The sequence below is a fragment of the Candidatus Poribacteria bacterium genome (assembly GCA_016866785.1).
Classification (GTDB): Bacteria; Poribacteria; WGA-4E.
Genome location: VGLH01000056.1, coordinates 1 through 25,261 on the forward strand (window position 1 = coordinate 1; position 25,261 = coordinate 25,261).

Here is a 25,261-nt window from a genome sequence, read left to right on the forward strand (position 1 = left end):
TCTAGTCGTAGCTTGGCGTCCAGGTTGCTGAGCGGCTCGTCGAGCAGCAGCACGTCGGGCTCGATGACCAGCGCGCGAGCCAGGGCGACACGCTGCTGCTGTCCCCCGGAGAGCTGGTTCGCCGTGCGCTGGGCGTACTCCTCCATCTGCACGACTTCCAGCGCTTGCGCGACGCGGCGGCGCTTCTCTGGCGCTGAGACCTTGCGGACATTCAGTCCGTACTCGACATTCTGATAGACCGTCATGTGGGGCCAGAGGGCGTAGTTCTGGAACACCATGCCGGTATTGCGCCGATGCGGGGGCACAGTGTTCATCCGGCGCTCGCGGAAGTAGAGGTCGCCGCCGTCCGGTTGATAGAATCCGGCTACCATGCGCAGGCAGGTCGTCTTGCCGCAGCCGGAGGGTCCGAGCAGGAAGAACAACTCGCCCTCGGCGATTTCGATGTCCACCGCATCGACGACGGCGGTGTCGCCGAAACGCTTCGTCACCTGCCTCAGCGAGACCGGAACCGCCATGGAGCTCCTGCCGATGTGGATTGACGATTGGACGCGAGCCGCCTAGGGTATGGAGCGTGGCTCCACTCACGCTGGGGAGAGCGGATGGTCCCGTACAACCTCTGCCAGTCTAGCATGGACATCCACGGGGCGACAACGGATGTGACGAGCGCCATCGAGGCGGCTCGCCGCGCAGTCATGCGATACATCAGCGCAGACGACCGGGCGGTGGCAGCCTACGTCGCCGGGTCTGCGGCGACCGGGGCGTGGTCGGAGAGCTCCGATGTGGACGTGCGCGTCGTCCTGACCTCGCAGCCCTTGCCTCCGCAGGCGTTCGTCTTGGAACACGGGGTTCCCCTGGAATGGAAGTTCCTCCATATCAGCCATCTCGGTTCGGACGAGGCTGTTCTGCGACATCCGTTCCGCGCCCCGGAGCTCGCCGCCAGCGTCGTCCTCTACGACCCGTCTCGGTGGCTGTGTGACCTCCGCAATCGGATCGAGTGCTCGGTGGCGGAACCGGTCTGCCGGCGCGCCCGCGCTACCGCACTCCTGAGCGCCGCCCACGAAGCGCTCGAGCGCGTTGAGAACGCCATGCTGTTGTCGGGCACGATGGCTCCATGGGAGTTCCGATGCGCCCTCTTCTGGTCGATCGAGGCGCCGTGCGCATTGACGGGCAAGCCGACAACTCATCGTCGTGGTCTGGTCCACGCAGGACAAGCGCTCAAGGAGCTGGGGGCGGAAGACCTGTACGAACTGGCTCTTGAGGCTCTCGGCGTGTCTCTATGGGAACCCGGGCAGGCGAACGAGTGTTGGCGCGATCTCGAACGAGTCTGGCTCAGAGCCGACGACGCCCAGCACCACTATCTCGCTCGAGCGCGGATTCCCTACTGGGCATCGGGTATCTCGGAGCTGATCCAGACTGGGCTGTGCCGCGAGGCTGGACTGCCGCTCTGGACGCTTGCCTCGCTCCTGTGGCGGGCGACGACGCCGGAGGACAGAGCTCCGGTCACGCGCGCCTTGGGGCTCTTGGGCATGGAACGCCCCTACGGTCCGGCGAGGCGGTGCCTGGCTGCCCGTCGTTGGCTGGACGCGCTCATGTCCGCCGTCGGAGCCGAAAGCAGCGGCTCGATGTCCCTCGACATGGACATGGAGTGAGAGCCCGGTCACCAATCCCAGGAATCCTAGCATCCGTGCGGCTGCGGCGGCTTGACCGCCTGTAGCGGCGAGTGTTAGGATTCCCCGGCGCGGCTGGCATGGGAGGTTTGATCCGCAACGTCAGGAGAACGAATGAGACGCGCGTTGACAGTTCGTGTGCTCGGTCGTGGCTTGTCCATCGCCATGGCTGTCTTGGTCCTTGGCGGATGTCGCGACAAGGCACGCCAAGCGGAGACGCCCGAACCGGCGAAGTCCGGAGCCCTCAAGGTAGCGCTCTTGACTCCGGGCCCCATCAGCGACGACGGGTGGAACGCTTCGGCGTACGAGGGGCTCCAGCTCATCGAGAAAGAGCTCGGAGCCGAGATCGCCCAGAAGGAATCCACGAACGAAGGCGAGTTCAAGCAAGACTTCCGCGACTTCGCGCGTCGCGGATACCGGCTCATTTTCGCTCACGGCTTCGAGTTCTCGGCGCACGCACGCGACGTGGCTCAGGAGTTCCCCGACACCTATTTCGTGACGACGGGCGGGTTGCAGGAGAGCGTTCGACCCAACTACTCGCCTATCGTCTTCGTGCTCGACGACGGCATGTATCTCCTCGGCGTCCTCGCCGGCAAGATGACCAAGACGCACAAGATCGGCGTCATCGGCGGTCAGGAGCTTCCGCCGGTGGTCGCGGCGTTCCGCGCCTTCGAGCAAGGGGCGCGCTCGGCGAATCCGCGTGTCAAGATCGTGTCTGCGTACGTCGGCAACTGGAACGACGCGGCGAAGGCACGCGAGCAAGCGGCGGCGCAGATCGACGAAGGCGTGGACTTCATCCTTCAGAACGCCGACAAAGCCGGTCTGGGCGTGTTTCAGGCGGTCAAGGAGGCGCGGGGTCAGGGCAAGGACGTGTACGCGTTCGGCTCCAACCGCGATCAGAACCATGTCGAGCCCAGCGCGATCCTTGCGAGCGCCGTCTCGGAAATCCCCAAGGGTTTCCTCCACATGGCGAAGGCGGTCGCCGACGGCACGTTCCAGGGGGAGCTCCACCACTTCCGTCTGAGCGACGGGTTCATCTCGGTCGCCCTGAACTCGAAGCTTGAGGCGAGTATTCCCCAGGAAGCGCGTACAGCTCTCGACGCCGCGCGTGAAGCCGTGCGACGCGGCGAGGTGACCGTCCAAGTGAACTGATTCGGTGTCGGCATGGGCAAGTGGCGATCATCTTGCGTGCCTTTCGGGCTGGCGGCGCTGCTGGCGGCGGCTACCGCCTGCAGTTCGTCGGAGCGATCCATCGCCGACCTGAGCAGCGGACAGCCCGCGCGCCAGATCCGCGCGGCGGCTCGGCTCGTGAAGTCACCGGACGCGAAGACGATCCCAGCCCTCACGGCGGCGATGCGTTCCGAGGACGCCGACGTTCGGGCGGCGTGCTCCCGCGCGATCGCTCAGACGGGCGACCGTGGAGCCATTGAGCGCGCCGCCACGGTGATGGCGCAGGACGCGATGGGCCCGGTTCCCGACGTGGCGATCCGGGCGGTCAACATCCTGGGCGAGCTCGGTCAGCCGGCGCTTCCGGAGCTCATGACGGTTGCCACGGTGGTGACAGAGGAGCCGCTGCGCAAGGCGTCCGAGTCAGGGCTGGATCGTCTCTTGGTTCCGGAAGAGGTCTCGCCAACCGACCGCGACCGCGCGATGGAAGTGCTGCTGGCGGCGCTGGAGGAGACGGATCGGACGCTCTACGACGCGAGCTTTGCGACGCTCCGGTTCGTTACGCCTCTCATGACCGAATCGTTGATCGAGCACGGGCTGTCGTATCCGAATCCGTTCGTTCGCAAAGCCGTCGCCATCGCCCTTTCGAGCCAGGCGACGGTTCCCGTGGCCAAGGCGCTTGCGGCCTCGCTCAACGATCCAGACTCCGACGTGAGGACGGCGGCTGCCGAGGCGCTGGGCGTGATCCGGAACCCGGGCGCGAAAGAGTACCTGCAGCGTGCTGCGGAGACTGACATCGATCTGGGCGTCCGACGCGCAGCACAATCCGCCCTGGATGCGCTGCCCTGACTTCCCGCCGAGAAGGAATGCCCATGGACGTGATCGAGGCGATCCGTACGCGCCGCAGCATCGGGACAGTCCGTGAGGACACGCCTCCCATCGAGGCGATCCACGCGATCCTCGAGGCGGGCACGTGGGCTCCGAACCATTACGGGGTGGAACCCTGGCGGTTCTTCGTGCTCACGGGCGATGCCCGGGCTCGCCTCGGAGATGTGGACGCTGCGATCACGGCGGACACGCTCCCGGACCATATCGACGCCGCCGTGAAGGCGGACCTCCTTGCGAAGCAGAAGGCGAAATCGTTCCGCGCTCCCTACATCATCATCGTGGTCGTCGACAAGCCCTCGGCTGAGAAGGTCATCTACATCGAGAACATCGCGGCGGTGGGAGCCGCCGTCCAGAACATGCTGCTCGCCGCACACTCGCTCGGTCTGGGAGCCAAGTGGCGGACCGGCAAGGTCGCCTACAGCGCGCGAACCAAGGCGTTCCTTGGGCTGGACGATGACGCGGACATTCTCGGCTTCGTCTATGTCGGCTACCCCGACGAGGAGCCCGAGCCCGGCGAGCGGCAGCCGTTCGACCGCAAGACGACCTGGCTCACGTAGGACGGGCACCCGTGCAGCCGCTCGCGATCGTCTTCTTGGCATTCGTGGCGACCATCACGGCGATCTATGGCGCTGCCGCGTTCGCGTTGGTCGCCGGGTCGTGGATGCTGCCAAGGGGGGGGCGTCGCCATCTGAATGCTGCCGACCTGCCCTTCGTAACGGTTGTCGTGGCGGCGCGCAACGAGTCGTCGAACGTCGCCGCTTGTCTCGACTCTCTGCTCGCCGTCGATTATCCCACCGACCGCTTCGAGGTGTTGTTCATCGACGACCACTCCGAAGACGACACGCGTTCCCGCGCCGAAGCCATCGCCGCCCAATGCGGCAACGTTCGCGTCCTCGCCCTAGCCGATCTCACTGACGACCGGCTTCGAGGCAAGCAGAACGCGTTGGACTTCGGCATCCGAAGCAGTCAGGGCTCCATCATCGCGAGCACCGATGCGGACTGCGTCGTTCCGCCCACGTGGCTGTCGAACATCGTGAGCCACTTTCTGGACGACACCGGCGTCGTCATCGGGTTCTCGATGCTGGATCGCCCGCGTGTACGCGACCGCGCGCTGGTCAAGCTCCAATCGCTGGAGCTCCTCGCCCTGTTCGCGACGTTCGCCGCCAGCCTGCGGTGGAACATCGCGCTGGCGTGCACCGGCAACAACCTGGCGTATCGAAGATCGGTCTACGAGGAGCTCGGCGGATTCTCCAAGATGGGATTCACCGTCGCCGAAGACAACATGTTCGTGCAGTGGGTGAACCGTCACACGACGTGGCGCATCGAAGTCGCCACGGAAGCCGCCGCAACCGTGTGGACCGCGCCGATGCCGACGTTCCGGGCGTTCTTGAGACAACGCCTCCGATGGGCGTCGAACAGCTTGGAGAACCGCTTTTCGGCGGTGTGGTTCATGGTCGTCGCGTACGGCGTGAACTGGCTCATGCCGACGGCAGTCGTCCTGGGCTTGCTCGGATGGGTGTCGCTGCCCTGGGCGCTCGCCATCGCCTCCGTGAAGGCTCTGCCGGAGCTATGCCACCTGTGGCGCACGCTCTCCTTGTTCGGTCGGCGGGACCTGCTGCCGTACGTGCCACTCGTGGGGCCCTTCCACACGCTCTACGTGCTGATCGTTGGCATCGCCGGTCTGTCGGGACGCGTTGTCTGGAAGGACCGGGAACACGACACGCAGCGGAAACGTTGACCGCCGGGGAGGAACCCATATGGCGGAGCTCGTGACCAGGCGTCTGCGGATACGAAGGTTCCGGGCAACCGATTGGCGCGAGATGCAGGACTACGTGTCCAGACCGGACGTCACGCGGTACGACCACGAATACCCGACGTCCGACGAAGCGTGCCGGAGCTTGGCGCAGTTCTTCGCCGGCAATGACGGCTTCTGGGCGGTATGCCTCCAGGAAGCGGGACAGCTCATCGGTCACGTCGTCTGCACGCGAAAGGAGCCGGCTGAACTGATGACCTGGCAGCTCGGGTTCGTGTTCAACCCGTCATACCACGGCAGAGGCTACGCGACCGAAGCCTGCCATAGGGTTCTCGAGCACGTGTTCGTGGATCAGGGAGCTTACCGCGTCGAGTCGGCGTGCCACCCGGACAACATCCCGTCGTGGCGACTCATGGAGCGACTCGGCATGCGCTGTGAAGCCCGTCACGTCAAGAGCGGCTTCCTGAGACGGTCGCAAAGCGGCGACCCGATCTGGTGGGATTCGCGTATCTACGCCATACTGGCGGACGAATGGCGGTCGGTTCCGACGCTGGTTTAGGGGGATCGCATGCAACTGCGGGGGAAGGTCGCGCTCGTCACCGGCGCGAACTCGGGCATTGGCGAAGCGTCTGCGCGGCTTTACGCGGCTGAGGGCGCGAGGGTCGGTCTGCTCGCGCGACGAGTAGACAAGACTCGAGAGACGGTTCGCGAGATCGTCGATGCAGGCGGCGAAGCGATGGCGCTGACGGCGGACATTTCGCAGCCCGACCAGATATCGGGCGCGATGGACGAGTTGGTCGCGAAGTGGGGCAGGCTCGACATCGTGTTGGCGAACGCCGGTATCAACGGGGTCTGGGCCCCTATCGAAGACCTGACGCCGGAGGAATGGGATCAGACGCTGGGCATCAACCTCAAGGGCACGTTCCTGACGGTGAAGTACGCGATTCCGCATCTGAAAAAGCAGGGAGGCTCCGTCATCATCACGTCTTCGATCAACGGGACTCGGCAGTGGAGCCTTACGGGAGCCACCGCCTACTCCTGCTCGAAGATGGGCCAGGTGACATTCGCCAAGCACGCTGCCGTCGAGTTGGGTCGGTTCGGCATCCGCGTCAACGTGATCTGCCCGGGCTGGATCCAGACGAACATCGGCGAGAACACGTGGCCCCGGAACCGCGAAGACGTACGCATTCCCGTGCAGTTCCCGACGGGAAGGAACCCGCTGACTCGCAAAGGTCCCGGCAGTCCGGAGCAATGCGCGCAATTGGCGTTGTTCCTCGCTTCCGACGCGTCGAGCCACATCAACGGGTCGGAAATCTGGATCGATGGCGGCGAGTCGCTCGTCACGGTCGGCTAGGGCGCAACCGTGCCCATGAGTCCTGACCCGACCGCTCCGCTGACACCATTCGTCTCGTCATGTGCTGACTGCGCGCCGCGAGGGCACCTATGAAGCTGAATGTCGGCTGCGGCATGGACTACCGCGAAGGCTATGTCAACATCGACGCGAGCGATAGGCTGCCGCGAGTCGACCTCGTCCTCGACGTCTCGGATCCACAGTGGCGAAGCCGATTCACGGAGGCATCGGCAGAACGCATCGTCGCGCAGGATCTTCTCGAGCATCACTTCCATTGGCAAGCCGTGAGACTCCTTGCGGACTTCCTGTGGCTCCTACAACCTGGCGGCGACTTGGAAGTGCGAGTGCCGGACGCCGCGCGTCTGCTGCGCCGCTGGTGGGCGTCGCCGGAGAAGCGGGTCCGCCAGTTGTTCGGGGGTCAAGACATCGCTAGCCCGCGCGACTCCGCCGAGATGGAAGAATCCCGGCGAATGAACCCCGAGCTGTTCTGCCACCGGTATGCGTACACGCGAGCGATGATGCGGACCGAGCTCAAGAGCGCAGGCTACGCTGACATCACGACGACACGCCAGGGGCCCAACTTCGTCGCGAAGGCGCGGAAGCCGAAATAGCCACACCGACATCGGTTCCACTGAGAAGGACCACAGACACCATGTCGACGCATCGAGGGATCCGCATGGTTCAGGACGACCGCATCGGAGCCGCCATCGGCGAAGCCGCGAGGAGCCAGCTAGACAGGCGGCTCGCGGCAATCCATGCGGCGTTCGCCGAGGAAGCGACGATGCCGGTCGAGGAGCTCCAGAGACGACTCCGCGCATGGACTCGCAGCCACCAGCAGACGCGAGACATCGAGCAGGTCGTGCGCCTTGCCGAGCGCGTTCGGAACGAATTCGCTGTCCTCGTGACGATCGGGATCGGTGGGTCGGACCTGAGCGCGCGCGTCTACCACGACGTTCTGAACCACCCGTACCACAATCTGCTCCCACCCAAAGAGCGCGGTGGAGCCCCGGAAGTCTACTTCACCGGGGATACGTTCGACCCAATGCGACTGAACGGTCTGCTCGATATGCTGACGTCGCGGGGACTGCTCAGCCAGACGCTGTTCAACGTGATCAGCAAGTCGGGGAGGACCGGCGAGACCATCGCCTCGTTGATGATCGTCCGAGATGCGCTCCGGGCTCTTCCGGGGGCATCGACGTACGGCTGGCGGCGGCAGGTCGTGGCGACTACGGGACTCAACGACGGCAGCGCCTTGTTCCAGCTCCATGGCGAGAGCCCCTTCTACGGAGACGAACTGCTCCCTGTGCCGGACGGCGTCGGAGGGCGGTTCTCCGCCTTCTCACCGGTTGGCACGTTCTTTCTCGCCGCGACGGCGGGCAAGGGCGAGACTCCGCGTTCGCGGCTGGAGGACGCCCTGGCGGGAGTTGAGGATGCCGCCGGAGCTTTCGCTGCGCCACCTGACGCGGATGCCAACGTCGCCTGCCGGTTGGCGCGCTGGCTTCACGTCGGCGAGACGTTCGGCGGCAAATCGACGGTCGTGTTCTACCACTATGCCGACTGCCGCAGCCTCGGCGACTGGTTCACGCAGCTCGTCGAGGAGTCGATTCAGGAACGCGGCGAGGGCGTCAATGTCATCCCGACATGCGGGCCCACGGGCAATCACTCGATCCTCAACGGGATTCTCGCGGGCCCGCGCGACAAGTCGGTGCTCTTCACGACGTGGGAGGACCTGGGAACCGATCGGGCGATACCTGCCGACCTGGGCATCGACGGCGAGATGAAGTCGCTCGAAGGGCTGACAATGGCGCAGATGCAGGCGGCGTCGTACAGTGGCACGGCAGAGGATTTGACGGCGAACGGCATCCCCACGGCGACCCTTTGGTCGCCACGGAGAGACGCACGGAGTCTCTGTCGCCTCATGCGCGTGTTCATGGACACCGTCGCGATGAAGGGCAGGCTACAGCGGCTCCATGTCACCGACGAGTCGCAGGTGGACCCGACGCACGACCTGACGTACCTCCAGGACGGCGTCGAGGGCTACAAGAAGCGCACGCTGCGGTTTGCCGTAGAACTGCGGAAGGCATGAGCCAGCCCGGACGGATCGCGTACATCCGACCTGCCATTGGACGCCACGACGCCTCGTGGTATGCTCGAGCCACGGTGAGGTTGCCCCGGCTCGTGTGGACGACACGACGGTCGTCGTGACGGGTGGTGGCTTACGGAGACCCCTATGCTTTCCTCGAAGACTGAGACCATCGTCGAGGCGCTCAAGAAGCAAGCGCCTCCGGTTTCCCTTGCGCCTCAAGCGATCAGAGACCCGGAACTGGCGCACGCGATCGCATCTCTGGACACTCGTTCGCTGTTCTCCGTTCCGGTGGCTGAGCCGGCGTTCGCGCAGGCGTTCCTCAGCGGGCTTTACCTGCTGAACGACGACCTGTGGGAGTCCCACCGGTTGGCGATGAGCGACAGCGCTCCGGAGGTCGCGCGAGCCACGCTCGATTACTGGCACGGCATCATGCATCGACGCGAGCCGGACTACCCGAACTCCAAGTATTGGTTCCGGCGCGTCGGTTCCCATGAGCTCTTCCCACAAGTTCTGTCGGCGGCGCAAGCCACGCTGGCGTCCACCGGGCCCACGGTTGTCGACGCGGTACGGTCGTGGAAGGTATGGAACCCGTTCGCCGTCGTGGACATGGTTGAGCATCTCGCAAGCCGCAGCGGAGCCGATGTCGAAGTTCTCCAGACGATCCAGGCACACGAGATGCTCCTCCTGTTGGACTACTCGGCGCGTCGGGCTACGGGACGGCGATGAAGCACCCGGGTGCTGCCGCGTTGTTCGCCCTCCTCGTCGTAGCCGCGTTGGCGCTCTGGGCTGCCGACGAAGATGCGCCGTCGAGTCCCACCGACTTGGGCTCTACTTCGGAGCGGGTCGGACCGAGCCTCGTGCATGCCCTCGACGACCTTGCCGCGAACCCGCTGGCGGAGAAATGTTTCACCTGCCACGGCACAGAACCGAGCGCACGGGAGTGGGCGGAGTCCGGTCATGCATCGAACCTCGCGGCGTTGCGCAGGAGCCCGCTCGCGCAGGATGAGTGCTTGCCATGCCATTCGGCTCCGGCAGCGCCGACGGCGGCGAAGGCATGGAACCCGGACGGTGCGGGGCTCCAGGCAACGATATCGACGGCGGTCAACGAGGTGTCGTGTTCCTCGTGCCACAGCCACCTGAGCAAGCGCGACGCGCTGCTGGCGATGCCCGTCTCGCAGTTGTGCATCTCATGTCACACGATGGACTGCGGGTGCTCCGGCGAAGGCGTGATCCACCAGTCGCAAAGCGAGCTGTTCTTGGGCATCAAGGGCAAGGGGGTTCCCCCGACGCCGTCGATCCACGCGATTGAGACGAAGGGCAACTGCGCGTCGTGCCACATGTACCGACCTGCCGACACGGAGGGACAGGCGCTATCGTCGGGAGGGCATACGTTCCGAGCGGGCTGGGACAGTTGCTCGCGATGCCACGGCAACGGACCGAGCCTGACATCCTCGCGTAAGCGGCAGACTACGGCGTTGATGCGGCGCGTCGAGGCGGCGCTGGCGGATTCCTCAACGCGCAACGTATCCAAGTCGGCGCTCGAAGCGGCGCAATGGAACTATCAGATGGTTCTCAAAGACGGCGGCTACGGCGTCCATAATCCTACGTACGCGGCGCTGCTGCTTCGGCAGAGCCTTCGGTACCTCGGCGTGGAGCCGTAGGCGACCGCCGATTCCCGCGGGAACGACGCTGGGCTACTATATATCAGCGATCCGGCGATGCTTCAGCCATAACGCGTGACGAGGGAAGCAGTCAGCCATGGCAGGACGTAGGATCGGGGTACTGACGGGCGGTGGAGACACCAGCGCGCTGAATGCGACGCTCAAGGGCATCGCATTGGAGGCGGAGGACCACGGAGACTCGGTCATCGGCATCGAAGCCGGTTGGGCAGGCATGCTCGCAGACGGCTCTGCCGTGCACTTGCCCGCTTCGTCCATCGATGCGAGTCGTGGCGGGACGATCATTCGCACATCTCGCACGAACCTACGACGCATCGAAGGCGGTATCGAGCAGGCGTCCGAGCGCCTGACGCGGCTGGGACTCGATGGTCTGATCGCCATCGGGGGCGACGACACCCTGACGGTCGGAGTCGAGCTCGCGAAGTTCCATAGCGGCGTTCCCATCGACTTCGTCACGAAGACGATCGACAACGACGTCGGCACCAATCCCGGGCAAGGGGCTTCCTACGACTACGCCGCGATGACGAACTACTTCTGCCCCGGCTTCCCGACCGCCGCATCGTGGCTGATCGAGGCGGCAGACGCGCTCCGAACCACGGCATACTCCCATGACCGCGTCCTCGTCTTGGAGGCGATGGGCAGAACCGCCGGCTGGCTCGCCTTGTCCACGGCGTTCGGCGGCGCGGACTTCATCGTGATACCGGAGAGCCCGCTGGACATCCACCCGTTCCTCGAACTGGCTGCCGAGCGGTTCCGCGAGCGGCGTCACCTGGTCATCGTCATCGCCGAAGGGGCTGTTGGGCCCAACGGCAAACCGTTGACCGAGTCCGGAGTGAAGGACAGCTTCGGTCACGCGCGGTTGGGCGGCTGCTCGGAGTGGCTCGCTCGCGAACTCAAAGCCGACCTGGCTGAGCGCCTTGGGCTCCTGAGCGCATCGGGAATCAGCAACGTGATCGCGTCGTATCTCCAGCGGTGCGGGTCGCCGTCGGAGGTGGACCGTGAGACGGCGTGTGCCCTCGGACGCGAAGCCGTGCGAACGCTGCTGGCTGGAGACTCCGGCAAAGTCGCCTGCCCTGTGCTGAAGGGCGACGAGATCGTGCCGGCGTCCCTCGACGTCGACCAAGTTCTGCCGCGCGACGCAGGCGGGACGATCATTCCGCGAACCGTCGATCCGCGCCTCTACGATGCGGATCGCTTCCAGATCACCGAGACGGGGATCCGGTACTTCGAGCGATTCATGGGACCCAAGCCGGACGAATACTCCACTCCGGCGCTTCGTCCGTATCCCTCGTGAGTCCGACGCGACCGTCGGACGCCTGTGACTGAGCCATGGAGACCCTCCGCGGAACGATCCAGGAGATCGTCTTCCACAGCGAAGACACCGGGTTCGTGGTTGCCAGGCTGAGTCCGGCAGGGCCCGACGGCGAACTCGTGACGGTCGTCGGCAGACTGGCAGCCATCGCGGTGGGTGAGCAGATCGAGGCGACCGGCGCGTGGGTGGAGCACCCGTCCTACGGGAGGCAGTTCCGCGCCGACTCCATCGTGCCCGAGCTCCCGACCACGCTCGATGGAATGGCGCGCTACCTCGGCACGGGGGTCGGCGAAGTCACCGCCCGCCGAATCGTCGACCACTTCGGCGAGCGCACGTTCGCCGTTCTCACCGAAACCCCAGACGACCTGCGACAAGTGCCTGGTGTGGGACCGGTTCGTTTGGCTCGCCTCCGCGACTTCTGGGAGCGGAACCAGGGCACGCGCAACCTGGCGGCGTTCATGAGTTCCGTCGGCATCGGGCCCGCGCTCGCGGCACGGATCGAGAAGCAGTTCGGCGACGATGCGGGAAGAATCGTCCAAGATGAACCGTACCGTCTGGCTCGCGAAGTCTCAGGGATCGGGTTCCGCACGGCTGACCGGATCGCGCTCGCCGCTGGAGTCGCCGCCGACAGCCCCGAACGCATCGAGAGCGCCGTCGAGTTCGCGCTCGAACAGCGAGCGTCTCGCGGCGACGTGTTCGTGCCCCTTTCCGAACTGGATCAGGCTGTCGGCGAGGTGCTCGACGCGTCCGAGGAGCAAGTCGCAGAGGCGCTGGCGCGTCTCGCAGACGCTCGGCGGGCCATCGTCGATGACGACCGCGTGTACCTCCACCCGCTGATGCAGTCGGAAGTCAGATCGGCGAATCGCCTGCGACTCCTCGCCCAGTGCCCGCCCATTCCAAGGAACGACGAAGCGATTCGGTCGGCTCTCGCAACGGTCGAGTCTGAGTTGGGCGTCGAGCTAGCTGAGCGTCAGCGCGAGGCGGTACTGGCTGCAGTGGCGCACTCCGCGTTCGTGCTGACCGGGGGGCCCGGCACCGGAAAGACGACAACCGTGCGAGGCATCGTCTGCCTGTTGGAGAGCCTGGGGCTGCGAGTCGCCCTGTGCGCGCCAACGGGTCGCGCCTCCAAGCGCCTCTCCGAGTTGACAGGCTCCGAAGCCGTCACGATCCACCGGATGCTGGGCTACTCACCCATCGACGGACGGTTCGGAGTGAGCGCGGCGAACCCGCTGGATGTAGACGCCGTCATTGTCGACGAGGTGTCGATGGTCGATATCGTCCTCTTCGACGCGTTGCTGCAAGGCATTCCCACCGGCGCGCATCTGGTGCTCGTTGGCGACGGCGAGCAGCTTCCCGCAGTCGGTCCCGGAAACGTGCTCCGCGACGTGATTGCATCCGGCGAGGTTCCCGTCATCGAACTTACGGAGCTGTTCCGGCAGTCCGAGGGCAGTTTGATCGTCACGAACGCCCACCGTATCCGTCGTGGCGACCCGCCTCAGAGCGGTGGCGGACCCGACCGCGATTTCTTCTGTCTTGAGGTCGATGATCCTGCCGAGGCGCAGCGTACGATGGTTCGTCTCTGCTCTGAGCGTCTGCCGGCGCACTACGGCTTCGATCCCATCCAAGACATTCAGGTTCTCGTCCCGATGCGGCGTGGGGCCCTGGGCACGAATGAACTGAACGCCGCTCTCCAAAGCGCCCTGAACCCCGACGGGGCTCTCCTCCGGCTCGGCAGTCGAGATTTCCGAGTCGGCGACCGCGTCATGCAGACGGTCAACAACTACACGAAGGACGTCTACAACGGCGACACCGGTCAGGTCGTCGGCGCATGGCCCAGCGATGGAGCCGTCGCCGTGCGGTACGCCGATGTGACCGTGTCCTACACTGGCGAGGACATCCATGAGCTGGCGCTCGCCTATGCGGTGACCGTGCACAAGTCGCAGGGAAGCGAGTATCCAGCCGTCGTGCTGGGGCTCCACACGCAGCATTACGTCATGCTTCGACGGAACCTTCTCTACACTGCCATCACACGGGCTCGGCGGCTGGTTGTGATCGTCGGGAACCGGATGGCGGTCGACCTCGCGGTCAGGACGAGCGATGAGGCGGGTCGCCGGTCGCATCTCGTGACACGGCTGTCGGAGCCAGCGCAGTTGCCATCTCGACTCCGCAGGTCGCTCCATGGATAGGCTTGTCAGCGCGCTGGGTTGGGACGACGCATGTCCAGACTGACCGCTCGGCGCGGGAGCGCGACGCACTTCCTCCGAAACTACATCGTCGGGGGCGTGCTCGGACTGCTGGTCGGGTTCATCGCCTACACGCAGTGGATCATTCGCGGTCTGGAGGCGAGCAACCGAGCGCTGATCGAACCGCTTGCCCAACTGTCCGCCTATCTGCCGTCGATCCGCGATCGCGAACAGAGCGAGTTGGTCCGTCAAATCGTCGCTGGCGTTGCGGAGCACGGTCGCATCCGGTTCATCATCGCTAGTGCCGACGGCACGCCGGTCGTCGCGCGGGGCGTGGATCGGGATTTGGAGGCGAAGCTCGACGCCGATCAGCCGCTCACAGCCAAGGAGGCGTCCGAGCTCCGAGTCGCCATGGAGCGGATGGAGTCTGCCGCCTCGCCGCTCGATCTGGAGTTCGCTCTTCTCCAAGGTCGGAGAGTCATCGGGAGCATCTACTACGCGGACGCCGACGCGACGGAACTGGCGGATCTGCCCTTCGTCCTGGTCGATGTGGAGGGCAGTCCCATCGCCTGGCGGATCTACGGGCCCTACGAGACGCTCGCGACGTCGGGAGAGAACGCAGCCCGGGCCCGAGCCTTGGTGCGCGATGCCGAACGGGACGGTCGCGTGCGCGAACTGCAGATCGACCCGCCCATGGCACAGGGACGGTTCTTCTACGAGCTGAGACCGCTGCGAGCGCTTGAGTGGATGCCCTACGTCCAGATCGCTCTCGTCGGGGGCTTCTTGGCAGGGGGACTCGCGCTGTACCGACGCATCCGGGTCGATGAGCAGGCGGCGACCTGGGCAGGACTGGCGAAGGAAAGCGCTCACCAGTTGGGAACGCCGGTTACGTCGCTGATGGGCTGGCTGGACTTGGCTCGCGAGTCGGGCATCGCTGCAGGTCCCGCCGGAATCGACGTGGTCGCGGAGATGGCGACGGATGTCGCAAGGCTCCAGCGGGTCGTGTCCCGGTTCGCCCAGGTCGGGCAGATACCCAATCGCGCGCCGGTGGATGTAAACGCGATGCTGGAGGAAGCCGTCAGATACTTCAGGAGCCGTCTGCCCTCCCGGTCCAAATCGACGACCATCGAGGCGAACCGTGAAAACACGCCTCCGGTCCTGGCGAATGCGGACCTCATGCAGTGGGTGTTCGAGAACCTGATCCGGAACGCTCTGGACGCCATCGACGCGTCCGATGTCGATGCCGGACATGTCCAGTTGGTCAGCCGCAACGACGCCAGGAACCGCCAGGTGCGTATCGCGGTCGCCGACAATGGCGGCGGGTTGCCCAAACGGAACTGGCGTCGCGCGTTCGCGCCCGGATTCACGACCAAGAAGCACGGGTGGGGCGTGGGACTGACCCTCGCGGAGCGCATCGTCGTAACGTACCACGGCGGGCAGATCCGCATCGTGGAGTCCAGTCCGTCGGGCACCACCTTCGAGGTCATTCTGCCCTACGCCCCGACGGACGCAGGCGAGCGGGACGACGACGCGTCGATCTCGGCGTCGCATCACGGACCGTGACCTGAGCGCATAGGAGTCATATGCCGTCAAGGCGCATTCTTTGGATTGACGACGAGATCGAGACGCTCCGTTCGCACGTGCTCTTCCTTCAGGCTCGCGATTACGACGTGACGCCCGCGGCGAACGGCAAGGACGGATTGGCGCTCATCGAGGATTCGTCCTTCGATGCCGTCCTGCTGGACCACCGCATGGTGGGCATGGACGGGCTGACCGTGCTCGAGGCGATCAAGTCGACGCGCCCGCACTTGCCAGTCATCATGGTGACTCAGAGCCGGGAAGAGGCGTTGGTCGATGAGGCGCTGAGGAACCGCGCGGATGACTTCCTGATCAAGCCGGTGCACGCGGTGCAGGTCGTCGGGACGCTTCGTCGGGTCATCGACCGCCGTCGGATCCTCGACGCGGCGCGACCTCAGCAGTACATGTCAGACCTGGCGGAGATCACCGCGAAGAAGAACGCTGCCCCGGACTGGCGTGAGTGGGCGGATATCTACTCGCGGCTGGTGATGTGGGACCTGCGGATCGACTCGCTGCACGAATCCGGGCTCGCTGACGCGCACGCGGAGCTTCGTGCGGAGTGCAACCGGCTCTTCTCCGACTACGTCGCCCAGAACTACGCCAAATGGACTCGCGGCGAGGACTCGCCCATCCTTTCGGTCGATGTGCTCGACACGTACGTGCTCCCGCACATCGAACGAGGAGAACAGGTCTATCTCGTCGTGTTGGACTGCCTGCGGTTCGACCAATGGTTGACCATCGAGCCGCTTCTGTCTGAGCTTTTTCACATCGAGCGCGATCTGTACTACGGCATCTTGCCGAGCGCCACCGCCTACGCCCGGAACGCGCTCTTCAGCGGGCTGTTTCCCGCGCAGATCGCGGAACGGTACCCGTCCTACTGGATCGAGGCGCAGAACGACGAGACGAGCACGAATCGGTTCGAGAAGCAGCTCATGGAACTGAAGCTGCAGCAGCGAGGCATTTACCTGAAGCCGCCGCCTCGCTACTTCAAAATCTATGACCAGGTCGGCGGGGAGGAGTATCGTCGGCGGGTCGCATCGTACGATCGTGTCAGCCTTGCGGCGCTGGTCGTCAACTTCCTCGACATCCTGACGCACCAACGATCTCAATCCGATGTACTACAGCAGATCGCGCCGGACGAGGAGGCGTTCCGGTCGCTGCTGCTATCATGGTTCCGCAACTCGGACCTGTACGAGATCTTCAAGATACTGGCGACAAAACGTGCCACGGTCATCGTGACGACCGACCACGGTTCGATCCTGTGCAACCGAGCCACTCGAGCGTTTGGGAACCGTGATACGACGACGAGCCTTCGGTTCAAGGTCGGCGAGGACGTCGATTGCGACGAGACCGAAGCGGTCCGTATCAGCGATCCCGATGTGTACCAGCTTCCCGCGGATTCCCCACGCAAGACGTACGTCCTCGCAAAGGAGGACTACTACTTCGTCTATCCGACGCAATACCATGAGTATCGACGGCAGTTGAGGGGCGGGTTCCAGCACGGCGGAATCTCGATGGACGAGCTGCTCGTGCCGTGCGCGACGCTTCGCCCACGCGTCTAGCGCGAAATCGGCACGACACAGCCGCGCAGATTGCGTACAATATGAGGGGGTCTATCGGGACTTCCTCGCTAGTCGGCTCTGGCGACGGCAGACGGACAGAGCGCGTCTCGATAGGGTGACTGACGGTTTGGCGCTCCCAGGGTCCCCAAGTAGCAAGGCGGCTGCGACACGAGTTGGCACGGTTCCGTTGCAGCAACGCGCAGACCCGAGGGGCAACGGACGGACCTGCTTTGGTTCGGTCGAATGACACGCACGACTGGTATTGACGGACTACTGAACGACTTGCGGCACTTGTGCCGCTCACAAGACGGTGCTGCGTACGCGGCTATCGGGCTTGCTTCGCGGAGCAACGAGCACTCCGACCTGGACGGCAGCGTTTGCCAGGTCGAGGATTCGGCGCCTCAGACGACAGTTGAGCAATGACGGGACGTTTGCACGTGACGCGTCCAGGCGGTTCAGGCGAGTCGCTGGCAGAACCATGGGACGCGCGGAGCGACACGACCCCAGGCAGCGCCTGAGGCATGCGAAACCAACGGGGAGTGCAGTTCACAGACGGAGTTGACTGGTGCCGGATGGGCAGCGCAACAGCCACATGACGATGCGGGGCACCGATACCGACAGCCCGTCGGTGCGGTGTATCCCGACGTTGCGACGTGCATGGAGCCGTCGCGACGAGCGCCCGTGCAGACGCTAGTCAGAACGCTGAACGCTGCCGCTGTGGACGAAACGATCTGGAGCTTGCCGGAAGAAGCAGCGATAGCCGTCGATGCCTCACCAGATGCCACCGAGGAGGCAGTAGATGGCAAGAGAGATCATCGTTTCGGAGGACGAATACGAAGTCCGTATCGCCCTCCTAGAGGAAGGGCGGTGCGTCGAACTCTTCTACGAGCGACGCGACACGGACCACATCCTGGGGAACATCTATAAAGGTCGAGTGAACAGCGTCCTGCCAGGGATGCAAGCAGCGTTTGTGGACATCGGCACGGACAAGAACGCCTTCCTGCACGTCTCCGATCTGCAGACCCACGTTAACGAGTTCGGCGAGGTAGAACGCGCCTCCGAAGGCGGAGGGCGCGGGTCTCGGAACCGCACGCCCATCGAGCAGATCCTCAAGAAGGGTCAGGAGATCCTGGTCCAGATCGACAAGGAGCCGATCGGCTCCAAGGGCCCCAGGGTCACGGCGTACGTGACGATCCCCGGCAGGTATCTGGTCTACCTGCCCACATCGGCGAATGTCGGTATTTCGCGCCGCATCGAGGATGAGAAGGAACGCGCGCGGCTCAAGGAACTGCTCTCGAAGCACATGCCTCCCAGCGGCGGCGTTATCGTTCGGACCGCCTCCGGTTCTCGCGGGGAGGACGAGTTCGTACCCGAGGTCAAGTTCCTCGTCAAGACATGGGAGGACGTGCTCGCCAAGAGCGAGCGCGTGCGCGCACCGGCGCTCGTCTACGAGGACCTGGGTCTGGCGTTCCGCATGATCCGCGACGTCTTCACCGACGACGTGGACCGGTTCGTGATCGACTCCAAGACCCTCCATGAGCAGGTCGCCCAGTATATCGAAGGTTCGCTGCCGACGCTTCGCGACAAGGTCGTGTTCCACGAGGGACCGGATACGGCGTTCGAGGACTTCGGCATCGAGCAGGAGATCAAGAAAGCGATTGCACGGCGCATCTGGCTCAAGTCGGGCGGGCATATCGTCATCGACCAGACCGAGGCGCTCGTGGCGATCGACGTCAACACTGGCAAGTTCGTCGGCACTGAAGACCACGAAGAGACAATCTACAAGAACAACCTCGAAGCCGCAGTCGAGATCGCCCGCCAGATTCGGCTCCGCGACCTCGGAGGCATCATCGTCCTCGACTTCATCGACATGGAGAATCCGACAAATCGCCGGCATGTCCTTCGCACGCTGGAGCAAGAGATCCGCAAGGACCGGGCGCGGACGAACATCCTTCAGTTCACCGAGCTCGGCATCATTGAGATGACTCGGCAGCGGACGAAGGAGAGCCTCCATTCGATGTTCTGCACCGCCTGCCCGTACTGCGGCGGGACCGGGTCCGTCCTCTCCGAGGAGACGCTGATCATCCAGTTGCTGCGAGCGCTGAAACGGGTGGCTCGGCGTGTACCCCGAAAGGCGTACCGGCTCGTCGTCAGCGACATGATCGCCAAGCGACTCCATCACGAAGACCGAGATAAGTTGCGCGTGGTGACGCGCGACCTCAAGGTGCGCGTCGACATCGACACGGATGCCGACATGCACATGGAGGATTTCCGGATCTTCGAGTTGCCTCGGAACCGGGAGCTCTTCGTCAGCTAGGGACACTTGCCCAGGTCGACGGCTCGGGGACCGGGGCGAGGCGATGTGACAGACCGAGCCCGATCCGTCCCTGTTGTCCTCGCGCCAGCAGGCGTCACGGATCACTCAACCACGGGAAAGGGAAGAGAAGCGCTTATGGGTCGGTTCAGCAAAGGCGTGTATCGCCTGTTGTGCTTGGCGTGTGCGGTGGTCGTGTCGGTGTCGGCGACTTCGCTGATTGGGTGCGGGGAGGACGAAGCCGGCACGGGTGACGAGAACGGCGGCGAGATGACGTCGGGTGATGTGGCGTCTCTGCGGATCGTCGGTCAGAGCGGATTGGCGGCGGATCCGACCGGCACCGGCGAAGTGCCCAAAGAAGTCGCCGTGGGCACGCCCGTCGTCGTCGCGATCTTGCCTCTCGACAAATCCGGCACGCCGATCACCGCGCAGGACGCCCTCACAGACGTCTACGCCAACGTTAAGTGGACATCGTCGGACGAGTCGATTGCGGCGATCTCTTCCGCCGGCGGTACGGGCTTGGGGGGAGCCGCGCTGATTGCGACCAAGAAGCCCGGCAAGGTCACGATCACCGCGACCTACAAGAGCCTGAGCGCCAAGGTCGATATAACGGTCAAGTAGCGCCGGGTCGAACACCGGGAATGAGAGAGGGCATGGCGTGCCATGCCCTTTCTCCATGCCCTCTCTCCACGTACTCGTGCGCTGGCTACATGTTGTAGCCCACTTCGCCGTGCTCGACCTGATCGAGACCGATCTGCTCGGATTCCGGGTCGATACGGAACCCTACCACTGCGTCGATGATCTTGAACAAGATCCAGGTGACGATCACGGCGTAGGCTCCGGCGGCAACGACGGCGACGAACTGATCCGCCAACTGACCCGCGTTTCCGAGGACCAGACCCGAAGCCCCAATCGTTGCGACGACGCCGGTCATGAGAGCGCCCCAAGTTCCTCCAACGCCGTGGACGCCGAAGGCGTCCAGTGAATCGTCGTAGCCGAAACGCCCCTTCATAACGACGGCTCCGTAGCAGAGAGCCCCGACCGTCAACCCGATGACGATCGCCGCCCACGGCGCGACGAAGCCCGCCGCCGGAGTGACGCCCACTAGTCCCGCCACCAGCCCGGACGCTGCGCCCAGCGCCGACGGATGTCCGCGATGGAGCTTCTCGACGGCGAGCCATCCGAGAATCCCGGACGCCGCCGCGATGTGGGTCGCCGCGAAGGCGACCGCTGCCGTCGAGTTGGATGCGACTGCGCTGCCGGCGTTGAACCCGAACCATCCGAACCAGAGGAGTCCAGCCCCCAAGAGCGTCATCGTCAGGTTGTGCGGGAGCATGTCGCCGCTGGGGTAACCGCGTCGCGATCCGAGCATCTTCGCCATGACGAGGGCGGAAATGCCGGACGATAGGTGGACGACCGTTCCACCGGCGAAGTCGAGCGCTCCGAGCTTCAGGAGCCATCCGTCCGGGTTCCACACCCAATGAGCCAGTGGGTCGTAGACGAGCGTGCTCCAGAGCAAGATGAACAACACGTACGCACGGAACCGCACGCGCTCTGCAATCGCGCCGCTGATCAGAGCGGGCGTGATGATGGCGAACATGCCCTGGAACATCGCGAATGTGGATTCGGGGACGGTGCCCCACAGCGAGTCTGGCCTGACGCTCAGCATGAGGAACTTGCTCATGGGATTGCCGACCCAGCCACCGATGGAATCCCCGAAGGCGATTGAGTAGCCGACCACGACCCACTGAATGCCCACGACGCCCAGGGCGATGAACGAGTGCATCATCGAGCTGAGGACGTTCTTCCTCCGTACCATGCCTCCGTAGAAGAGCGCCAGGCCGGGAACCATCAGCAGAACGAGCCCGGACGATACGAGCATCCAAGCCGTGTCGCCGGAGTCTGCGGCCGCCGTGGCTGTCTCGACGACCGGCGCGGTCGCTTCGTCTGTCGTCTGAGCGGCGGCGGCGAGCACGCCCAGGCAAAGGATGAGACTCAACGAGAGCCCCGCCACACGCACGTGCGACCTGGACGACGCACGACGGAGAGCAGCGTGCATACCGATCCCTTCCGATGTCATCCCATGTGGAGTGCTGTGCGTCGTACGAGCGTACGGGTGAAGCCACCGCCGCCTGCCCACAACATCGGCGCCGCCATCCAGGCGGTTGTCGACGTCCGGCGTGTGCGTCGATGCGCGTTCTGCCCCTGCCAGACGGGCCCGGTGTGGCGATGGGCCCGCTGGATCCTCCTCAGTCTGGGCTCGATTGACACGGTAAGTACGATTGGATGACACGATACCCCGTCCGACGGCGTTTCGTCAAGTGAGACGCGAGCCAGCCCATAGACCCAAGAGCGCGAGGACAGTCAGCGTCCGTGACAGGGCTCCGCTCGGGCTCTACAATCGTCCTGTGGCTCCCAAAAGGACGCACATAGCGCTGGAGCGGCCATGGGGTTCGTGCGGGTCGTCCTAGCCGTGCTCGCTCTCGCCGCAGCCTCGAGTTGCCGAACCGGCGAACACGACACCGGTGTTCGCGTTGGCGTTCTGGCGACCGGCATCGCGACGCCATTGACCGAGGCGATGCGGCGCGGCATGGAGCGCGAAGCCGCCGAGGTCGGGGTCTCGCTGGTCTGGTTCGAGCCCGATCCCGACGCTCGGATCAAGCCGGGAGACGAGGAGACCATCGGAGCCTCGGACCTCATCGACCGGCGCAAGGTCGCCGCGCTTGTGTATCGTCCCGCCAACGTGAGACGCGCATGGGAAGTGATCCGGCTGGCGCGCGATGCCAGCGTGCCAATCGTCGGAGTCGATGTGCTCCATCCTGGCATTCGGATCGATGCGTTCGTGACGGCGGACTATGTCGCTGCCGGTGAGGATGCCGCAAGCGCCGCGGTCGAGCAGATCATCAGTCTCCGTCGCGCGAACGTCGAGGGCAGAGTCAACACGATCGTCATCGAGGGAGCCGCGACGGACGCGGGCAGAGACGTGACGACCGGGTTCTACAGGGTCCTCGATACGCTGTACGAGGCGAACGTGGTCGGACGCGGGCCCGCGGCAGATGCCACTGAAGCCTTCGAGCGCGTCAGCAGTCTGCTGAACGACTACGCCAGCAACGTGCAGATGCTACTTGTCGCGAGCCCGGACGCCATGCCCGGCGCGATTCTCGCCGCTCGGACGCGCGGCGTCGCCGGCTTCCTGGTCTCTGCTGGCGTCGGAGCCGGGGAGGAAGCCTGCCGGCTTGTGATCGACGGTTCCCACGACTACGAAGTGGACCTGATGCCCGAGGAGCGTGGAGCGCTGGCTCTGAGCGTGGCAGCCTCGATCGCACGGGGCGAGCCCCGCGAGCCCGACGCGGAGCTCACGGTCGAGAACGCCATGGTTCCTGTGTTCTACGGTCCACGGCGCGTCATCTCGATTGTCAACGTCGGAGGCATGCAATACCTGTGGCGCGGTCTCTATCCCAAATGAACCTATCGCGGAGGAACGATCGCCTGATGCAGGCTTTGGTCCATGTCACGCACGAAGCGACCCACAAGATTGGCGGAATCGGCACCGTCCTCCATGGACTGTTAACGGCTCCGTCGTACGTGCGCGAGATCGGCAGGTCCATTCTGGTCGGGACGTGGAGCCTGGGAACCTCACCCTCCGAACGGCTCGGAACAGGCGGGCGTGTCCTCTACTCGGTGTGCGATGGCATCGATACGGGTCGGTGGCGGGATGTCTTCCGACCCATCGAGGAACGCCACAAGGTCTGGATCACTTACGGGACCCGTCGGTTCGAGGACCGCGAAGCCGGCACGAGCAATGACGTCGACGTTCTCCTCATCGAGGCATCATCCATCGACCCAGGTCGCCTGACGTACTTCAAGGCGACTCTGTACCAGCGGTTCGGGATCGCCTCCGCCCAGTATGAAGCGTACTCGGACTTCGAGCACTGGATGCGCATCTCCGAGCCTGCGTACGAAGCCGCGATAGCATTCCTGCGCAGCTTGGGTCAGGACGACTCGTCGGAACCGCACACGGTGGGCTTTCTCGCCCATGAGTACATGGGAATGCCGACGATCCTCAAGGCGGTGATGGAGGGCGAGCCGAATGTCTACACCGCGTTCTACGCGCATGAGGTGGCGACCATCCGCCCGCACGTCGAGAACCACGCGGGTCACGATACACGCTTCTACAACCTGCTGCGCGCCTGTCTCGCCGAAGGGCGCTCCATCGACGACGTGCTGGGAGACCAGTCGTTCTCGTACCGCCACGCCTTGATCACGCGGGCGTGGCACTGCGACGCGATCCTCGCCGTCGGGGACTGGATCGTGGAAGAGTTCCGGTTCCTGGGAACCGCGTTCCGCAGCGCGAACATCGAGCTGGTGTACAACGGGATACCTGCGTACGACATCGACCCGGCCGTCAGGAAGGACTCCCATTCCCGCCTCGCGCGGTATTGCGGGAACCTGCTGGGCTACGTGCCGGACTACGTCTTCACGCATGTGACGCGCTTTGTCCAGAGCAAAGCTCTTTGGCGCGATCTGCGCGTGCTGGAGCATCTCGATCCGCTGCTCGCCGAGGCCGGTCGGTCAGCCGTTCTGTTCCTTCTGTCCACCGAGATCGGCATGGGGCGGCCCGGCGAACAAGTCCACCGGATGGAGGCAGAGTACGGTTGGCCCATCGTTCACCGCGACGGCTATCCCGACTTGACCGGCAACGAAGGGGGTTTCTACCGCGCCGTCGAGGCGCTCAACCGCCGGACGAGGGCTGTAAAGGTCGTGTTCGTGAACCAGTTCGGCTGGTCGCGAGAGCGCTGCGGGATGCGGATGCCTGAGAACATGGAGTTCATGGACATCCGACAGGGAAGCGACGTCGAGTTCGGAATGTCCATTTACGAGCCGTTCGGCATCGCTCAGGTGGAACCGCTGAGCTTCGGCGCGATTTGCGTGCAGACCAATGTCTGCGGGAACCTCGGGTTCGTCCGCCATGCGAGTGGCGACGCCGACGTGCCGAATGTGCTGGTCGCCGACTTCACGCGGCTCGACGGCGGCTGGACGGGCATCTCCGGTCTGGCACAGATCGGCTGGGCGGAGCGCGACAGCATCGAGCGAGCGGAATCGGCGCGCCTGGCGCGAGAGCTCATGGATCGGTTACCGCGCTCCGAAGCCGAGAGCGAAGCGCTGGCACAGAGCGGGTACGAGATCGCGCGTCGGATGAGCTGGGAAGTGGTCGCGCGAGACTACCTGCTGCCGTCGCTCAGCCGCGCTCGGGAAGCGCGCGGTCGGGAAGCCTGACGCCACCGTCGGAGCCTGCGAGTGGATCGGTCGACGAAGATCGCCGTCGGTATCGCCGCCGTCGGGACGATTGTCTGCGCGGTACTCAGCTTCGTCTACTTCGGCGGATCGTACTTCGAGCCGGACACTGCCTCCTACCTGTTCCAAGCGAAGCTGTTCGCTCAGGGCAGGCTCTGGGCGGAGCCGCCCCCGGACTTCGGTTTCTCGCCCTCGCCTCACATCAACATCGTCGACGGCAAGTGGTACTCGAAGTACCCCTTCGGGAACGCCTTCGCGCTGACGCCGTTCGCTGTGGCGGGTGTCCCGTGGCTCATGCCGGCGCTCGCCACTGGCGCTGCCCTGTTGCTCCTGTTCTGGATCGCACGCGATGCCTACGGCGCTGGCGTCGCGTTGCTCGCGTGCAGCTTGGGAATGGTCTCCCCTGGGACGCTTGGGATCGGCGCG

Annotated in this window: 22 protein-coding genes; 20 read left to right on the top strand and 2 right to left on the bottom strand. The window is 64.7% G+C overall.

Features of this window, described 5'->3' with window-relative positions:
- Positions 1–515, bottom strand: a 515-nt coding sequence (locus FJZ36_09830) for an ABC transporter ATP-binding protein (GenBank protein MBM3215199.1), incomplete at its 3' end; no start/stop codon positions are given.
- An 84-nt stretch (positions 516–599) separates the two neighbouring features.
- Between FJZ36_09830 and FJZ36_09835 the strand changes: the two genes are divergently transcribed.
- From FJZ36_09835 to FJZ36_09915, 17 genes are all read left to right on the top strand, one after another.
- On the top strand, positions 600–1,649 hold the full coding sequence (locus FJZ36_09835) for a hypothetical protein (protein MBM3215200.1): 1,050 nt from the start codon (positions 600–602) through the stop codon (positions 1,647–1,649).
- A 132-nt stretch (positions 1,650–1,781) separates the two neighbouring features.
- A complete protein-coding gene (locus FJZ36_09840; protein ID MBM3215201.1) occupies positions 1,782–2,819 on the top strand; it encodes a BMP family ABC transporter substrate-binding protein in 1,038 nt (345 codons plus the stop codon).
- Positions 2,820–2,831: 12 nt separating this feature from the next.
- Entirely contained in the window at positions 2,832–3,683 is an 852-nt protein-coding gene (locus FJZ36_09845; GenBank protein MBM3215202.1) for a HEAT repeat domain-containing protein, read from the top strand.
- A gap of 23 nt (positions 3,684–3,706) precedes the next feature.
- Positions 3,707–4,279, top strand: a complete 573-nt coding sequence (locus tag FJZ36_09850) for a nitroreductase (GenBank protein MBM3215203.1) — start codon at positions 3,707–3,709, stop codon at positions 4,277–4,279.
- A gap of 11 nt (positions 4,280–4,290) precedes the next feature.
- Positions 4,291–5,460 (top strand): glycosyltransferase, encoded by a 1,170-nt coding sequence (locus tag FJZ36_09855; protein ID MBM3215204.1) that lies wholly within the window; start codon positions 4,291–4,293, stop codon positions 5,458–5,460.
- Between the two features lie 19 nt (positions 5,461–5,479).
- Positions 5,480–6,034, top strand: a complete 555-nt coding sequence (locus FJZ36_09860; GenBank protein ID MBM3215205.1) for a GNAT family N-acetyltransferase — start codon at positions 5,480–5,482, stop codon at positions 6,032–6,034.
- Between the two features lie 9 nt (positions 6,035–6,043).
- Positions 6,044–6,829: an SDR family oxidoreductase gene (locus FJZ36_09865; protein ID MBM3215206.1), complete on the top strand. Its 786-nt coding sequence runs from the start codon at positions 6,044–6,046 to the stop codon at positions 6,827–6,829.
- A gap of 89 nt (positions 6,830–6,918) precedes the next feature.
- Positions 6,919–7,437 carry a hypothetical protein gene (locus FJZ36_09870; protein MBM3215207.1) on the top strand — a complete coding sequence of 173 codons (519 nt, stop codon included), beginning with the start codon at positions 6,919–6,921 and terminating at the stop codon, positions 7,435–7,437.
- Positions 7,438–7,478: 41 nt separating this feature from the next.
- Positions 7,479–8,912 carry a hypothetical protein gene (locus FJZ36_09875; GenBank protein MBM3215208.1) on the top strand — a complete coding sequence of 478 codons (1,434 nt, stop codon included), beginning with the start codon at positions 7,479–7,481 and terminating at the stop codon, positions 8,910–8,912.
- Positions 8,913–9,056: 144 nt separating this feature from the next.
- Positions 9,057–9,638: a hypothetical protein gene (locus tag FJZ36_09880; GenBank protein ID MBM3215209.1), complete on the top strand. Its 582-nt coding sequence runs from the start codon at positions 9,057–9,059 to the stop codon at positions 9,636–9,638.
- The gene (locus FJZ36_09885) at positions 9,635–10,573 is read left to right on the top strand and encodes a hypothetical protein (protein MBM3215210.1); all 939 of its coding nucleotides are present in this window, start codon (positions 9,635–9,637) and stop codon (positions 10,571–10,573) included. The genes FJZ36_09880 and FJZ36_09885 overlap by 4 nt, the downstream gene beginning before the upstream one ends.
- Before the next feature lie 97 nt (positions 10,574–10,670).
- Positions 10,671–11,885 (top strand): 6-phosphofructokinase, encoded by a 1,215-nt coding sequence (locus FJZ36_09890; GenBank protein MBM3215211.1) that lies wholly within the window; start codon positions 10,671–10,673, stop codon positions 11,883–11,885.
- Positions 11,886–11,920: 35 nt separating this feature from the next.
- Positions 11,921–14,089, top strand: coding sequence for an ATP-dependent RecD-like DNA helicase (locus FJZ36_09895; GenBank protein MBM3215212.1), 2,169 nt, complete (start codon positions 11,921–11,923; stop codon positions 14,087–14,089).
- Positions 14,090–14,119: 30 nt separating this feature from the next.
- Positions 14,120–15,649: a HAMP domain-containing histidine kinase gene (locus tag FJZ36_09900; protein ID MBM3215213.1), complete on the top strand. Its 1,530-nt coding sequence runs from the start codon at positions 14,120–14,122 to the stop codon at positions 15,647–15,649.
- A 20-nt stretch (positions 15,650–15,669) separates the two neighbouring features.
- Positions 15,670–17,226, top strand: a complete 1,557-nt coding sequence (locus tag FJZ36_09905) for a bifunctional response regulator/alkaline phosphatase family protein (protein ID MBM3215214.1) — start codon at positions 15,670–15,672, stop codon at positions 17,224–17,226.
- Positions 17,227–18,025: 799 nt separating this feature from the next.
- Positions 18,026–19,543 carry an Rne/Rng family ribonuclease gene (locus FJZ36_09910; GenBank protein ID MBM3215215.1) on the top strand — a complete coding sequence of 506 codons (1,518 nt, stop codon included), beginning with the start codon at positions 18,026–18,028 and terminating at the stop codon, positions 19,541–19,543.
- A 135-nt stretch (positions 19,544–19,678) separates the two neighbouring features.
- On the top strand, positions 19,679–20,161 hold the full coding sequence (locus FJZ36_09915) for a hypothetical protein (GenBank protein MBM3215216.1): 483 nt from the start codon (positions 19,679–19,681) through the stop codon (positions 20,159–20,161).
- An 85-nt stretch (positions 20,162–20,246) separates the two neighbouring features.
- Here FJZ36_09915 and FJZ36_09920 read toward each other — a convergent pair whose 3' ends face one another.
- Positions 20,247–21,599, bottom strand: coding sequence for an ammonium transporter (locus tag FJZ36_09920; GenBank protein ID MBM3215217.1), 1,353 nt, complete (start codon positions 21,597–21,599; stop codon positions 20,247–20,249).
- A gap of 387 nt (positions 21,600–21,986) precedes the next feature.
- Between FJZ36_09920 and FJZ36_09925 the strand changes: the two genes are divergently transcribed.
- The 3 genes from FJZ36_09925 to FJZ36_09935 form a co-directional block, all read left to right on the top strand.
- Positions 21,987–23,006 (top strand): sugar ABC transporter substrate-binding protein, encoded by a 1,020-nt coding sequence (locus FJZ36_09925; GenBank protein ID MBM3215218.1) that lies wholly within the window; start codon positions 21,987–21,989, stop codon positions 23,004–23,006.
- Between the two features lie 26 nt (positions 23,007–23,032).
- The gene (locus FJZ36_09930; protein ID MBM3215219.1) at positions 23,033–24,817 is read left to right on the top strand and encodes a glycosyltransferase family 4 protein; all 1,785 of its coding nucleotides are present in this window, start codon (positions 23,033–23,035) and stop codon (positions 24,815–24,817) included.
- A 21-nt stretch (positions 24,818–24,838) separates the two neighbouring features.
- On the top strand, positions 24,839–25,261 hold a 423-nt coding region (locus FJZ36_09935), incomplete at its 3' end, for a hypothetical protein (protein MBM3215220.1).